Below are 13158 nucleotides of genomic sequence, written 5' to 3'. Positions count from 1 at the left end.
ATCGGAGAACATCGTGAAGACCCTGTTCCCCCCGTACGCCCATCCATCGCCGGAGCTGCCTCTCGACGGCGACACCTGGATCGTTCGCGACGTGCCCGGCGACCGTCGCACCCTGCACCAGTCGCTGGGGCGCATCGACCTCGACTGGGGCAGCCGTTCGCTGGCCGACGTGCTGGCCGACGTGGACGCCTGGCGTGCGGACGGCGCCGAGGGCCTTTTCCTCGACCGGGCGCCGGCCGGCTCGGGCGGGGTCGGTCCGGTCGCGCTGACCATACGGCTGGCGGCCCGCCGCGGCCTGCATCGCGTGGTGCTCAACCCGGGGGTGCCGACCCACCCGCTCTACCGTGATCTGGGCGTACGCATCTGCACCTTCGAGGGACCGTGGGAGGCCTATCAGAGCTGGGACGGCGACGGTTCCCGGCCGGGCGACGGCCACCTCGTGCACGGCGTGCCGACCGCCCTGCTGACCGCCGCGCGTCGCCTGATGGGCCGGCGGGGGGCCGGGTTCGGGCTGGCCACCGACGCCGGCCCGCGGGTCAGCGCCGAATCGTACGCGGGCGGGGCTGGCAGCGCGGACAGCTGAAGGACGACCGGTTCATGAACTGCTCGCGGCGGATGACCGTGCCGCACCGGTGGCACGGTTCGCCCTCCCGCCCGTACGCGTTGAGCGACCGGTCGAAGTAGCCGCTCTCGCCGTTCACGTTGACGTAGAGCTCGTCGAAGCTGGTGCCACCGGCCACGATGGCTTCGGCGAGCACGTCACGAACGTGGGCCAGAAGACGCCGTACGGCGGGCCTGGTCAGTTGATCTGTGAGCCGCGCGCCGTGCAGCTGGGCCCGCCACAGGGCCTCGTCGGCGTAGATGTTGCCCACCCCCGAGATGAGCGTCTGGTCGAGCAGCGCCCGTTTGATCTCGGTGTGCTTGGCCCGCAGCCTCGCCACGAACAGCTCGTCGTCGAAGAGCGGGTCCATCGGGTCGCGGGCGATGTGCGCGATCTCGTCCGGCAGCTCGGCGCCTCCCTCGGAGACCGAGAGGCCGCCGAACGTACGCTGGTCGACGAAGCGCAGCTGCGGGCCGCCGTCGGTGAACGTGAACCGGATACGCAGGTGTTTCTCGTCCTCGGCGTCGGCCGGTTGCATGAGCAGCTGACCGCTCATGCCGAGATGCCCGATGATCGCGTCGCCGGAGTCGAGCGGGAACCACAGGTATTTGCCGCGGCGGGACACGTCGGTGATCGTGCGGCCGGTCAGCAGGGCGATGAAGTGGGCGTCGCCGGTCAGGTGGCGGCGGATCGCGCGGGGGTGGCGCACCTCGACGGCCTGGATCGTGCGGCCGACGACCCACTTGGCCAGTCCCTGCCGTACGGTCTCGACCTCGGGCAACTCGGGCACTTCGAACTCCTCGCGCAGATCACAGGGTGTACGGCCAGACGGTCACCAGGTAGGCGCCGTACCAGAGGCCGAACGCGGCCCACGCGGCGATCGACAGCACCGCGACCCTCGGACGGGCCCGGCCGGCGGCTACCGCGGCGGGAAGCAGCGTCAACAGTACGGGGACGAGCAGACGCGGCTTCGAGTGGTAGAAGCCGGCCTGGCCGTAGACGAGCACCATCGCGATCACGCCGTAGACAGCCAGCGGCAGCCACGGCTTGCCGGTCAGCGCGACCCCGGCCGCGGCCAGGGCGGCCAGCAGGATGAAGGCGACGCTGACGGGAACCCAGGCGTCCCCGGTCGACAGAGTCCTGCCGAGGAAGCTCAGCGTGCTCGATCCGAAGTCGAAGGCGGTGCCCCAGCCCGCGGCCTGGATCCGGAACCACGCCGCCGGGTCGCCGACACGCCATCCGACCCAGGCCAGGAACAGCGGCATGCCGATCAGCGCGAGTGCCGCCGCGCCCAACGGCGCCCAGGTCCTCCGGCGGTCCTCGCGGACAGCCAGCAGCGCGGCCACGGCGAGGGCGACTGCCGCGGCGGCGCCGGTCGGGCGGGTCAGCGAGGCAGCCAGGCCCAGCAACCCGGCCGCCCACCACACACGCCGATGGGCGGCGACCAGCATCCCGGCGACCAGGGCGAGAAAGACCGATTCCGAGTACGCCATCGAGAAGACGACGGATACGGGAGCGCTGAAGCAGATCGCGACGAGAGCCCACCCGGCGCGCTTGCCGTACAGCGAGGCGCCCAGCAGGTACACCGCGACGGCAGCCCCGGCGGCGGCGAGCCAGCTGACGGTCAGCGCGGCGGTGGCGGGTGGGATGCCGAGCGTCGACACCGCGCGGATGAGCAGCGGATAGACCGGGAAGAAGGCGAGCCCGTTGCCGTCCAGGTGGCCGGTCGCATCGTACGTGTAGCTGTCGGGGTAACCGTCGACCGCGACCCGCAGGAACCATCCGGCGTCCCAGACGAGCAGGCGGTCCCGTACGCCGATCGGCTCGTCATCGGCGGCGTCGAGCCAGGCCAGAATGATCAGCTGCGCGACCCGGGTCAGCGCGAGGATGCCGACCGCGATGCCGACGCCACGCCCGCCGCCCGCGAGGTCCCACAGCCGGGTGCGCTGCGCCTTCTCGTCGGTCGGGTTCACTCGTCGCTCTTGCCGTTTTTGTCCTCAGGCTTGTCGCTGGTGTCCTCGGCCTTGTCGAGCACGGCGCCGTCGGGCTCGCTCGTACGCTCGGTCAGGATCCGCCACGCCGCCGCGGCGGCCCGCTGCTCGGCCTGCTTCTTGCTGCGACCCTCGGAGCCGCCGTAGCGCTCGCCGGCCACCACCACCCAGGCGGTGAACGTCTTGGCGTGGTCGGGACCGGAGTCCTCGATCACGTAGTCGGGCACGCCCAGCCCGAGCGCGGCGGTCAGCTCCTGCAGACTGGTCTTCCAGTCGAGCGCGGCGCCCCGGCCGGCCGACTCGGCCATCAGCGGGTCGAACAACTTGTGGATCACCTCGGCGGCCACGTCCAGGCCGTGCTCGAGATAGATCGCGCCGAGCAGCGCCTCCAGCGTGTCGGCCAGGATGCTCGCCTTGTCGCGCCCGCCGGTCGTCTCCTCGCCCTTGCCGAGCAGCAGGTGCCGGCCCAGCCCCTGCTCGCCCAGCCCGCGGGCCACGTCGGCCAGCGCGTGCATGTTGACCACGCTCGCGCGCAGCTTGGCCAGCTGGCCCTCGGGCAGGTCGGGGTGGTTGTGGAAGAGCGCCGAGGTGATCACCACCCCGAGCACCGAGTCGCCCAGGAACTCCAGGCGCTCGTTGGTCGGCAGGCCGCCGTTCTCGTACGCGTACGACCGGTGGGTGAGCGCGCGCTCGAGCAGATCCGGCTCGAGGGGGACCCCGAAAGCCTCCTCCAGCGGCAGGGTCGGCGGCCGGCGACGCTTGTCACTCATAGACACCTCGTTGTGTTTCGATCATCTCGGCCATCGCCGCGACCGCGGCTTGGCGATGCAACTGGGCGGCGAAGGCGATGCCGGCCGCGAGATCCGAGCCGGACGCGGCGCCGTGGCACACCACGACGGTGCCGTCGACGCCGAGGAGCAGGGCGGCGCGGGGCGGAACCAGCGGATGCGGGCTGCCGACCTCCGCGTACGCGGTCTCCAGCCCCTTGAGCAGGACGTTGCCGGTGAAGCCGTCGGTCACGACCACGTCGGCGATCGACCCGGTGACGACGTCGTTGCCCTCGACCAGGCCCACGTAACGCCCACCGCCGGGCAGGTCGAGGCCGGCCAGCAGGGTGGGCAGGGCGCGGCGCAGGCGGTCGCCCTTGCCGCGTTCGGCGCCGATGGTCAGCAACCCGATGCGCGGCTCCTCCACCCCATGAACCACTCTCGCGTACGCGGAACCGAGGCGGGCGTGGGTGGCGACGGTCTCCTCGTCGGGGTCGACCGAGGAGCCCACGTCGAGCAGAACGAGCCGTCCCGAGCGGGTGGGCAGCACCGCGGCGAGCGGCGGACGGCGCACCCCGGGGCAGCGGCCCAGACCGAGCGCGGCCGAGGTGACGGTGGCGCCGGTGTTGCCCGCGGACATGACTGCGTCGGCGGCGCCCTGAGCGACCGCGAGCACGGCCGAGCGCACTCCGGACTCGACCCAGCTGTCGACGGGGTCTCCCGGAGCTATGGGCAGCGTGTTGATCCGCGCGTGCTCGCTCGGGGGCAGGGCACGAAGAACCTCGCCGGCCGCCTCTTGCGGGCCGACGAGCAGCAGGTGAAGGGCCGGGTCGGCCTGGCAGGCGCGCAGAGCGCCGTCAACCACGACGGCGGGAGCATGGTCCCCGCCGAGGAGGTCGACGGCGATCCGCGCGGCGCCCGGCTCCCCGACAGTTGCCTGTCCGGGAGCCGAAGCGCCGATTGGTCGCCTCAGCGCAGGTGCGACCCGCCCGGTGATCGGGCGCGTCACTTAAGCGCGACTCAGACCTCTAGGACCTGACGGCCGTTGTAGGTGCCGCAGACCGAGCAGGCGGTGTGCGGCAGCTTCGGCGACTTGCACTGGGGGCAGGCCACGGTCGAGACCGCGGTCGCCTTCCAGTTCGCCCGGCGAGACCGGGTATTGCTGCGCGACATCTTGCGCTTGGGGACGGCCACGGTTCCTACTCCTCAGTCTGTGACAGGTTACGCAAAGCGGCCCAGCGGGGATCGACGTCCTCGTGGCTGTGATCCGCCGGAAGGTCGTCGAAATGCACCCCGCACTCGGGGCACAGGCCTGGGCAATCCGGCCGGCACAGCGGGTTGGTCGGCAGCGTCAGCACCACCGCGTCCCGCAACGCCGGCTCCAGGTCGAACAGGTCGCCCTGCATCCGGCCAACCTCGTCCTCGTCGGTCGTCTCCTCCGTGGTGCTGTCCGCATACGCGAACAACTCCGCGATCTTGACGTCGAAGGACTCGTTGATCTCGTTGAGGCAACGACCGCACTCGCCCTGGAGCGAGCCGCGGACCCTGCCGCTGACATAAACCCCCTCGGAGACCGACGTGAGCGTCAGATCGAGCTCGACGTCGGACCCCTCGGGGACCGAGATCAGTTCCAGACCGAGGTTGACCGGTGCCGGGATCACCCTGTTGAGGGCACGCGTCGCGCCAGGCTGCCGCGGGAGCTTCGTCGTGTCGACGACAAGCGGCTGCCTGGGGTCCAGGTGACTCTGTGATGACTTGGGCATAGTGTTTCCTCAGCCATGGGTAGGCCGACAGGAAAGGTTACCTGAGCTGCCGCCCTACCGTCGAATCGCCCTCGTGCGAGGCCGACCCCTCTAGAACGGCAGCGGACGCTCGCTGTCTTCCCCCTGGAAGGTGCCGATCTCGCGGAGCGCGTGCATCTTGTCGCGACCACGCTCTATCGACGCCAGCGCCCTGGTCAGGAACTGCTCGAAGTTCGCCAGGGCGGTGTCGACGTAGTCGTCGACCTCCTCGCGCAGCCGCTGGGCCTCGGTGCGGGCCTCGGCGATGATCCGGGCGCCCTCGTGCTCGGAGGAGACCGTGATCTCGTTCACCGAGACGAGCCGGGCGTGCTCGGCCTCACCCTCGCTGACGATCCGGTCGGCCTCGCGACGGCCGGCATCGATGATCCGGTCACGCTCGTCGAGCACGGCCGCGGCCTTGCGCAGCTCGGACGGCAGCTCGGAGCGGAGCTCGTCGAGGCGCTCGATCATCTCCGCGCGGTCGAACATGAAATTCGTTCGCGACATGGGCACGGAGCGCGACTCCTGCACGAGTTCGATGATCTCGTCGATGCGGTCGAGCGGATCCACGGGTGCTCACTCCTGTCCCTCTGCCCACGCAGCGTGGTGCGATCACGTTACTGCGTCACCGTCACGCCCGTTTCCGGCACGCCGAAGCACGGGCGCACGGGCTAATTCTGCTTGAGACGCGTGACCAGCCGCTCGCCCACGAAGTCGGGCACGTACGCCGAGGCGTCGCCACCCCACTTGACGACGTCTTTCACCAGGCTCGACGAGAGGAAGGAATAGAGCGGGTTGGTCGGCATGAAGAGTGTCTCCACCCCGGACAGCCCGATGTTCATCTGCGCCATCTGCAACTCGTAGTCGAAGTCGCTGACCGCGCGCAGCCCCTTGATCACGACGGCCGCGCCTTGGCTCCGGCAGAAGTCCACGAGCAGCCCGTGGAACGAGGCAACCCGGACGTTCTCGTACGAGGCCGTCGCCTCGCCGAGCATCTCGATCCGTTCCTCGATCGTGAAGAGACCCGTTTTCGACTGATTGATCAGAACGCCGATGATGACCTCGTCGAACAGCCGGGAGGCCCGGCCCACGATGTCGAGGTGGCCGTTGGTGACCGGGTCGAAGGAGCCAGGACACACCGCTCGTCTCATGATCGGCGACCGTACCAAAGCGTGGTCTCCCCGTACTTGCGGCTGCGGTCGGCAGTGACGCCGTCCACCCAGCTCACTGAGCCGCCGCGGGTGGCCCGCTCGAGGATCACGACCGCGTCCGGAGCCAGCCAGCCGAAGTCGATCAGCGACTGTTGCACCTCGACGAGCTCGGCGTCGGTCACCGCGTACGGCGGGTCGGCGAACACCACGTCGTACGCGCCCCCCTCGGGCGGACCGGCGACCACCTGGGCGACCTTGCCCGTGATCAGACGCGCGGCGCTGCCGACCCTCAGCGCGACGATGTTGTCGCGGATGACGCGGGCCGCCCGAGCGTCCGATTCGACCAGAAGGGCATAGCTTGCCCCCCGGGAGATCGCCTCGAGTCCGACCGCCCCCGAACCGGCGTAAAGATCAACGAACCGGGCGCCCTTCAGATCGATCATCGAATCGAGCGCGCTGAAGAACGCCTCACGCACCCTGTCCGACGTCGGGCGGGTCAGCGCACCGGCCGGAGCGGACAGTCGCCGCCCGCCGTGCGAACCGGCGATGATCCTGGTCATGGCGCCTCGCGGGGGTCTGCGGTGAACACGACTCGAAGCTACTTCACCACTTACCGGCCGCATCGAAAGAGTGAACAATTCCGCAGCCAATCGCCACTCTGGGCATTGACGCCAATCCGTTCGGTGAATGGAAAATCACGGATCCGCATCAACACCTTTAAGCGCCGCTGAGGGATTTCCCAGGGTCTCATTAGTAGCTATGGTCAGGCGCTGTTGCCGACGTCTCCACCGACCGCCGGCCACGACGTGGGGAGGCGTCGCCGCAGGCCATCGCCCAAAACCGCCGGCGAGAAGGCCCGCCCGCTTCCTTGCGCCGTACCCCTGATTCCCCAGACAGGAGTAGGCGTGAACCTGCTGAAGTCCAAGCTGCGGCGTCTGACCGCCGTGGCTGCCGGAACGCTCATCGGTCTGTCCGGTGCCGCGTTCTTCTCCTCGCCCGCCTCCGCCCACGACAGTTTCGTCAAGGGCAGCGCGACGTGTGACACGACCACTGGTGACTGGGTCGTCACCTGGAAGGTCTTCACCGACAACGGCAACGAGGCCGGCGCGGAGAACTACCGCTTCCTCAAGGTCGAGTCGTACCCGACCCCCGTCGAGGGCATCGTCCACACCCCGGACGACGCCGACCCGGCCTTCCCCCACAAGAGCAACGAGCCGCTCGTCGGCACGCAGCGCGTCAAGGGCGACAGCGGCGCCCGCGGCGCGAAGCTCGAGGTCCAGGTCAAGTGGAGCAACGAGTGGATCCAGTACGACCACAAGCGGGGCTTCGTCAAGTTCCACGGCAAGTGCTCCAAGGAGGAGTCGCCAAAGCCGGAAGCGCAGCTCGCCTCCTCGTGTGAGGGCGTGACCGTCACCCTGGCCAACGGCAAGGACGCCACCGGCGACGCCAACTTCACGATCAAGGGCTCGAAGGACTTCGAGAAGAAGGTCACCGTCAAGGCCGGCGACGAGCCCGTCTCGGTCGCGATCCCGGCCGAGAACGCCGAGGAGGTCCTGGTCTTCGAGGGCGACAGCCGCAAGCCGATCCTGGTCGGCAAGTGGGAGAAGCCGTCGGACTGCACCGAGGGCGGCCAGGCCGAGGTCGGCTACGAGGTCACCTGTGACTCGATCATCTTCGACATCGACAACACCAAGGGCGACGAGACCGTCACCCTGGCCCTCAAGCCGAACAAGGGCGAGGCCCAGACCCTGGTCGCCAAGCCGGGCGAGACCAAGACCCTCGAGATCAAGGGCGAGAAGGGCCTGGTCGTCGACGCCACCATCAACGGTGAGGCGCAGGAGCCGCTGAAGTGGGACGAGCTGAAGAAGCCCGAGGACTGCGAGGCCACCGCGACCCCGACGCCCACCGAGTCCTCCCCCGGTGAGGGTGGCGGCCTGCCCGTCACCGGCCCGGTCGCCGGCAGCATCGCCGGTGGCGCCGGCCTGCTGCTGGCCGCGGGCGCGGTCCTGTTCTTCCTGGCCCGCCGCCGCAAGGTGAAGTTCACCGCCTGACAGTTCCAATGAAAAGGCGCGCCGCCCCACGGGGGTCGGCGCGCCTTTGCCTTGTCGGCTCTTTTCCCTGCGAGCGCTTCCTACAGCCTTGTCGGCGGCCGGAACGAGCCGTCCGGCTCGGGGTGGTATTCGTGGACTGCCGCTACGGCGTCCAGGGGCAGGGGTGCGTACAGGTGGGGGAAGACCTCGCCGTCGGAGTCCTCCCAGGTGAGCTCGACCGGCAGGCGGGATTCGTCGATCACCAGGAGCAGGATGTCGTCGCGGCCGGGGAAGAGGAAGTTGGCCGGCTTGTGGACCTGGTGTTCGGTGGAGCAGTGGATGAAACCCTCGATGGCCAAGGTGTCACCCTCGTAGACGCCGGCCGCCTGGGCCGCTTCCCACGCGGCGCGCGGGACCATGTGCAGGATCATCCCTTCTCCAGGTACTCGGCGCGTTCCTCGTCGACGAGCGTGGCCACCGAGGCGGCCAGCTCGGGATAGCGGGTCAGATCGGGATCGTCGCCGACCAGGGCGCCGGCCTCGGCCCGAGCTTCCTTGATCAGTTTCTCGTCGCGCAGCAGCGAGAGCAGGCGCAGGTGAGAGTGCTTGCCCGACTGGGAGGCGCCCAGCACGTCACCCTCGCGGCGCTGTTCCAGGTCGATCTCGCTGAGCTTGAAACCGTCGGTGGTCGAGGCGACCGCGTCCAACCGCTCGCGGGCCGGTGTGCCCTCGACCGACTCGGTGACCAGCAAGCAGATGCCCGGCGCCGAACCCCGGCCCACCCGGCCGCGCAACTGGTGCAGCTGCGAGACGCCGAACCGGTCGGCATCCATGATGATCATGACGGTGGCGTTGGGGACGTCGACGCCGACCTCGATCACCGTGGTCGCCACCAGAACATCGAGGTCGCCGGCGGCGAACCTGCGCATGATCGCGTCTTTCTCGTCGGCCGGCAGCTTGCCGTGCAGCATCGCGATGCGCAGGCCGTGCAGCGGGCCCTCCTCGAGGATCGGCGCCACCTCGGTGACCGCGAGCGGCGGCCGGCGGGCGGGCTCGTTGTCGCCGGGCGGTTCCACGTCCTCGTCGCTGGGGCCCTCGCCGATGCGCGGGCAGACCACGTACGCCTGATGGCCCTTCTGCACCTCCTCGCGCACCCGTCGCCAGGCGCGGTCGAGGAACGCGGGTTTCTCGGGCGGCACGACGTGCGAGGCGATCGGCGAACGGCCGCGCGGGAGCTGCGACAACACCGAAGTCTCAAGATCGCCGTAGACGGTCATGGCGACCGTACGGGGAATGGGGGTGGCCGTCATGACCAGGACGTGGGGCGGGGTGGCGGCCTTGGCGCGCAGGGCATCCCGCTGCTCGACGCCGAAGCGGTGCTGCTCGTCGACCACGACCAGGCCCAGATCGTGGAAGTCGACGCCCTCGTAGAGCAGGGCGTGCGTGCCGACCACGATGCCGGCCGTGCCGTCGGCCACCTTGGCCAGCGCCGCACGGCGGGCAGCCGCGCCGAGCGAGCCGGTGATCAGGGTGAGCTGGGTGCCCGCGGGGTCGCCGTCGAGCTCACCGGCCCGGCCGAGCGCCCCCAGCTGCGCGCCGATGCCGCGGTAGTGCTGGGTGGCGAGCACCTCGGTCGGGGCGAGCAGGGCGGCCTGACCCCCGGCGTCGACCACCTGCAGCATCGCGCGCACGGAGACCAGCGTCTTGCCCGAGCCGACCTCGCCCTGCAGCAGACGGTGCATGGGGTGAGGCTTCGCCAGGTCGGCGGCGATCTCCTCACCCACCTGCGCCTGGCCCTCGGTCAACTCGTACGGGAGGCTCGCGTCGAACTTGGCGAGGATGCCGCCCTCGACGCGGGGGCGCGAACGGCCGGGTGACGCGGCGGCCCGCGCACGTCGCTGCACGAGGGTGAGCTGCACCGCGAAGGCCTCGTCCCACTTGAGGCGCTTCTTCGCGACCTCCAGAGCGCCCCGGGACGACGGCCGGTGGATCTCCCGCAGGGCCATGCCGATGCCGGCCAGGTCGCGACTGACCCGTACGGCGGCCGGCAATGGATCTTTCGGCGGCTGGAACGTCTCGAGCACCGTGCGCACGCAGCGAGCGATCGTCCACGTGGGCACTGCCTGCGCGGCCGGATAAACCGGGATCAGCGCGCCCGCGAACTCCTCGATCTCCTCGGCGGCCTCGTCCTGCGTGGCGTCGGCGCTGAGCAGCTGATAGGCGGGGCTGTTGAGCTGCCGCTTGCCCCGGAAGTCGGTGACCTTGCCCGCGAACAGCCCCCACCGGCCGCGGCGCAGCTCGCGTTCCCGCCACGCCTGGTTGAAGAAGGTGCAGCTCAGGGTGGTGCCGGAGCCGTCGCCGAGGGTGATCTCAAGCATGTTGCCCCGGCGCTGGCGCATCGGCTTGACGGTCACCGACTGCACCTGGGCCAGCACGGTGACCTGCTCGCCGATCTGCAGCCCGCGCATGTCGGTGTGCTCACCGCGCTCGTCGTAGCGTCGCGGGAAGTGATAGATCAGATCGCCCGCGGTGTGCAGGTCGAGGTGGGTGGCGAGCGCCTTGGCCTCGTGTTTCTTGAGCACCTGGGCCAGCGGGGTGTCGACCGTGGTGGTGATGGTCTCGCTCATTCCACTCCTACCAGCAGGTGGTAGCGGGGTTGGCCGCCCGCGTAACAATGCAGCTCGACGAACGGCCAGCCGCGGCCCACGTGATCGCGCAGGACGTGTTCGAGCCCGGCCGGGGCGTCGGCGCCGAGCACGAGCGTGGCCAGTTCACCCCCGCCGCCGAGCATGCGGTCGAGCAAGTGGGCGCTGACCTGGGCCAGGTCGTCGCCGATCACATGCACCTCGCCGTCGACCAGCCCCAGCAGATCGCCGGCGCGGCACGGCCCGGCCACCGTGAGCGAATCCCGCTGGGCGGTGCAGACCTCGCCGTAACGGCAGGCGCCCGCGGCCTCCGCCATGGCGATGACGTCGTCGGCGAACGGCCGCTCCGGATCGCGTACGGCCAGGGCGGCCAGCGCCTGCACCGGCGAGCGGGTGGGGACGACGCTGACCTGGCGGCCCAGCTTCTCGGCCTCCCTCGCCGCCGCCACGGCCACCGCGTGCGTGTTGGCGTCGTTGGGCAGCAGCACCACGCAATGGGCGCCCGAGCGTGCGATCGCGTCGAGCATCTCGGCCGTGGACGGGTTCCGTCCCACAACGGTGGCCCCCTCGGCCTCGAACAGCGAGGTCAGCCCGTCCCCGGCTGCCACCACGACAGCACCGCGGCCGGTGGGCTGCCCGTGCTGCGCCTGATCGAGCGGCGTGACCGTGATCCGGTGCGGCCGGCCCGCGACCACACCCGCTTCCACGGCGGGGCCGATGCCGGCGGCGGGGACGTGAATGTGGACGTTCCACGTGGCCGTGCCGGGCTCGCCGGTGCCGACGATCGCCAGGGAGTCGCCGAGGGTCGAGAGTTCGCCCTTCAGGCGGGCCACCGCGTCGGCGTGGGCGTCGAGCAGGTATTGCACCTCGTAGCCGTAAGCCCCCTCACCGGCCACGGGAGCGGCGTGCGCGTGCGGGGCCGAACCACCCGCCACGTATGGGGCCGAGCCGTCCGCCGCGTGCGGGACCGAGCCGTCCGCCGCGTGCGGGGCAGAACCGCCCGCCACCTGCGGGGCAGAACCGCCCGCCACGTGTAGGGCCGAGCCGTCCGCCACGTGTAGGGCCGAGCCGTCCGCCGCGTGCGGAACCGAGCCGTCCGCCGCGTGCGGGACCGAGCCGTCCGCCGCGTGCGGGGCAGAACCGCCCGAGGGCTGACCGTTGCGCTCAAGCGGCGCGTGACCGTCTGAGGCGCGGTGCGTGGGGTCGGCGGGATGGTTCGGGGCCGGGTTGAGGTCGCTGGATTCACGGATGTGGGACTCGGGCGAGCGGCGGTCGTCGGCTGACATCAGGGCATCGACCAGGGCTTCGAGCAGGACAACCAGGCCGCGGCCGCCGGCGTCGACCACTCCGGCGCGGGCGAGAGCGGGCAGCTGCTGAGGTGTGCGAGCGAGGGCCTCGGCGGCGGCGCGGGCGGCGACCCGGGCCACGGCGACCAGATCATCGGACTTCAAACGGCCCGCGGCATCGGCGGCGGCCGCCACCACCGACAAAACCGTGCCCTCGACCGGCCGGGCCACGGCGGCATAGGCGGCCTCGGAAGCCGACCGCAGCGCCCGCGCCAGATCGGCCCCCCGCACGGCAGCCGACGCGGCCAGGCCATCGGCCATGCCCCGCAGGATCTGCGACACGATGACGCCCGAATTGCCCCGAGCACCCAGGAGCGCACCCCGAGCCATCCGGCTCAGCGCACGGGCCGGTGGCACCGGCTGATCCGCGGCGCCGACCGGCTCGACGGCGTCCTCGAGGGCGTCAGCGGCCTCCAGCGCCTGCTGCGCCGAGGTGAGCGTGAGCACAAGGTTGGTGCCCGTGTCCCCGTCGGGCACAGGGTAGACATTCAGCTCGTCGATCTCGCGCTGATGAGCCCGAAGCGCACTGAGCCCTCCGCCACACCAGCGGCGGACAGCAGCGGCGTCCAGCGTCTCCAGCACGCGAAAATCGTACTAACGACCCCCGACAACTTCTCGGGAGCGCGCCTCTCCCGTGTCACACCCTGTGGACGACTCCGTTTCCGGAATCGCAGAACCCCGCCACCTGTGGATAACTCACAGCCCGCGGCCCTTTCCTTTTTAGGGTGGAGGCCCCCGGTCGGGTGGGTTGGGCTGGTTGGGGCCGCTGTTGGGGGCCGGCCGGTTGGGAGCCCGCTGGCCGGGAGCCCGCTGCGTGGGAGCCGGCTGGTTGGGAACCCGCCGGTTG

The 13158-nt window shown here is 70.6% G+C and carries 14 protein-coding genes; 2 read left to right on the top strand and 12 right to left on the bottom strand.

Annotated features, from left to right (window positions below; all coding sequences use genetic code 11):
• Positions 1–13: 13 nt before the first annotated feature.
• Entirely contained in the window at positions 14–583 is a 570-nt protein-coding gene (locus C8E87_RS21750) for a spherulation-specific family 4 protein (RefSeq protein ID WP_133874805.1), read from the top strand.
• Here the strand turns inward: C8E87_RS21750 and mutM are convergent.
• The 9 genes from mutM to rsmD all read right to left on the bottom strand — a co-directional run bounded on the left by mutM (position 537) and on the right by rsmD (position 6851).
• On the bottom strand, positions 537–1391 hold the full coding sequence (mutM, locus tag C8E87_RS21745; RefSeq protein ID WP_133874804.1) for a bifunctional DNA-formamidopyrimidine glycosylase/DNA-(apurinic or apyrimidinic site) lyase: 855 nt from the start codon (positions 1389–1391) through the stop codon (positions 537–539). The genes C8E87_RS21750 and mutM overlap by 47 nt on opposite strands.
• A gap of 19 nt (positions 1392–1410) precedes the next feature.
• Positions 1411–2574 (bottom strand): putative hexosyltransferase, encoded by a 1164-nt coding sequence (locus tag C8E87_RS21740; RefSeq protein WP_133874803.1) that lies wholly within the window; start codon positions 2572–2574, stop codon positions 1411–1413.
• The gene (gene rnc / locus C8E87_RS21735) at positions 2571–3362 is read right to left on the bottom strand and encodes a ribonuclease III (protein WP_133874802.1); all 792 of its coding nucleotides are present in this window, start codon (positions 3360–3362) and stop codon (positions 2571–2573) included. The genes C8E87_RS21740 and rnc overlap by 4 nt, the downstream gene beginning before the upstream one ends.
• Entirely contained in the window at positions 3355–4320 is a 966-nt protein-coding gene (locus C8E87_RS21730) for a phosphate acyltransferase PlsX (RefSeq protein ID WP_239079860.1), read from the bottom strand. The genes rnc and C8E87_RS21730 overlap by 8 nt, the downstream gene beginning before the upstream one ends.
• Before the next feature lie 59 nt (positions 4321–4379).
• The gene (rpmF, locus tag C8E87_RS21725) at positions 4380–4553 is read right to left on the bottom strand and encodes a 50S ribosomal protein L32 (protein WP_014694262.1); all 174 of its coding nucleotides are present in this window, start codon (positions 4551–4553) and stop codon (positions 4380–4382) included.
• A gap of 5 nt (positions 4554–4558) precedes the next feature.
• Complete coding sequence (locus C8E87_RS21720; RefSeq protein ID WP_133874800.1) at positions 4559–5122, bottom strand: YceD family protein; 564 nt, start codon at positions 5120–5122, stop codon at positions 4559–4561.
• Positions 5123–5212: 90 nt separating this feature from the next.
• A complete protein-coding gene (locus C8E87_RS21715; protein ID WP_133874799.1) occupies positions 5213–5710 on the bottom strand; it encodes an ATP synthase subunit B family protein in 498 nt (165 codons plus the stop codon).
• A 101-nt stretch (positions 5711–5811) separates the two neighbouring features.
• Positions 5812–6291, bottom strand: coding sequence for a pantetheine-phosphate adenylyltransferase (coaD, locus tag C8E87_RS21710; RefSeq protein WP_133874798.1), 480 nt, complete (start codon positions 6289–6291; stop codon positions 5812–5814).
• Complete coding sequence (rsmD, locus tag C8E87_RS21705; RefSeq protein WP_133874797.1) at positions 6288–6851, bottom strand: 16S rRNA (guanine(966)-N(2))-methyltransferase RsmD; 564 nt, start codon at positions 6849–6851, stop codon at positions 6288–6290. Before rsmD ends, coaD begins: the two co-directional genes overlap by 4 nt.
• Positions 6852–7196: 345 nt before the next feature.
• Here rsmD and C8E87_RS21700 point away from each other — a divergent pair, with 345 nt between their 5' ends.
• Positions 7197–8342 carry an LPXTG cell wall anchor domain-containing protein gene (locus C8E87_RS21700; RefSeq protein ID WP_133874796.1) on the top strand — a complete coding sequence of 382 codons (1146 nt, stop codon included), beginning with the start codon at positions 7197–7199 and terminating at the stop codon, positions 8340–8342.
• Between the two features lie 80 nt (positions 8343–8422).
• On the opposite strand, the gene C8E87_RS21695 is transcribed toward C8E87_RS21700, so the two are convergent.
• Genes C8E87_RS21695 through C8E87_RS44605 form a run of 3 tightly spaced genes read right to left on the bottom strand, consistent with a single transcriptional unit; the run spans position 8423 to position 12893 of the window.
• Positions 8423–8752 carry a DUF952 domain-containing protein gene (locus C8E87_RS21695; RefSeq protein ID WP_133874795.1) on the bottom strand — a complete coding sequence of 110 codons (330 nt, stop codon included), beginning with the start codon at positions 8750–8752 and terminating at the stop codon, positions 8423–8425.
• Positions 8749–10947 carry an ATP-dependent DNA helicase RecG gene (gene recG / locus C8E87_RS21690; RefSeq protein WP_133874794.1) on the bottom strand — a complete coding sequence of 733 codons (2199 nt, stop codon included), beginning with the start codon at positions 10945–10947 and terminating at the stop codon, positions 8749–8751. Before recG ends, C8E87_RS21695 begins: the two co-directional genes overlap by 4 nt.
• Positions 10944–12893, bottom strand: a complete 1950-nt coding sequence (locus C8E87_RS44605; RefSeq protein ID WP_203720429.1) for a DAK2 domain-containing protein — start codon at positions 12891–12893, stop codon at positions 10944–10946. Before C8E87_RS44605 ends, recG begins: the two co-directional genes overlap by 4 nt.
• Between the last annotated feature and the right edge of the window lie 265 nt (positions 12894–13158).

Source organism: Paractinoplanes brasiliensis (genome assembly GCF_004362215.1).
GTDB classification, from domain to species: Bacteria; Actinomycetota; Actinomycetes; order Mycobacteriales; family Micromonosporaceae; genus Actinoplanes; species Actinoplanes brasiliensis.
This window is presented reverse-complemented; position numbering and strand designations above follow the sequence as displayed.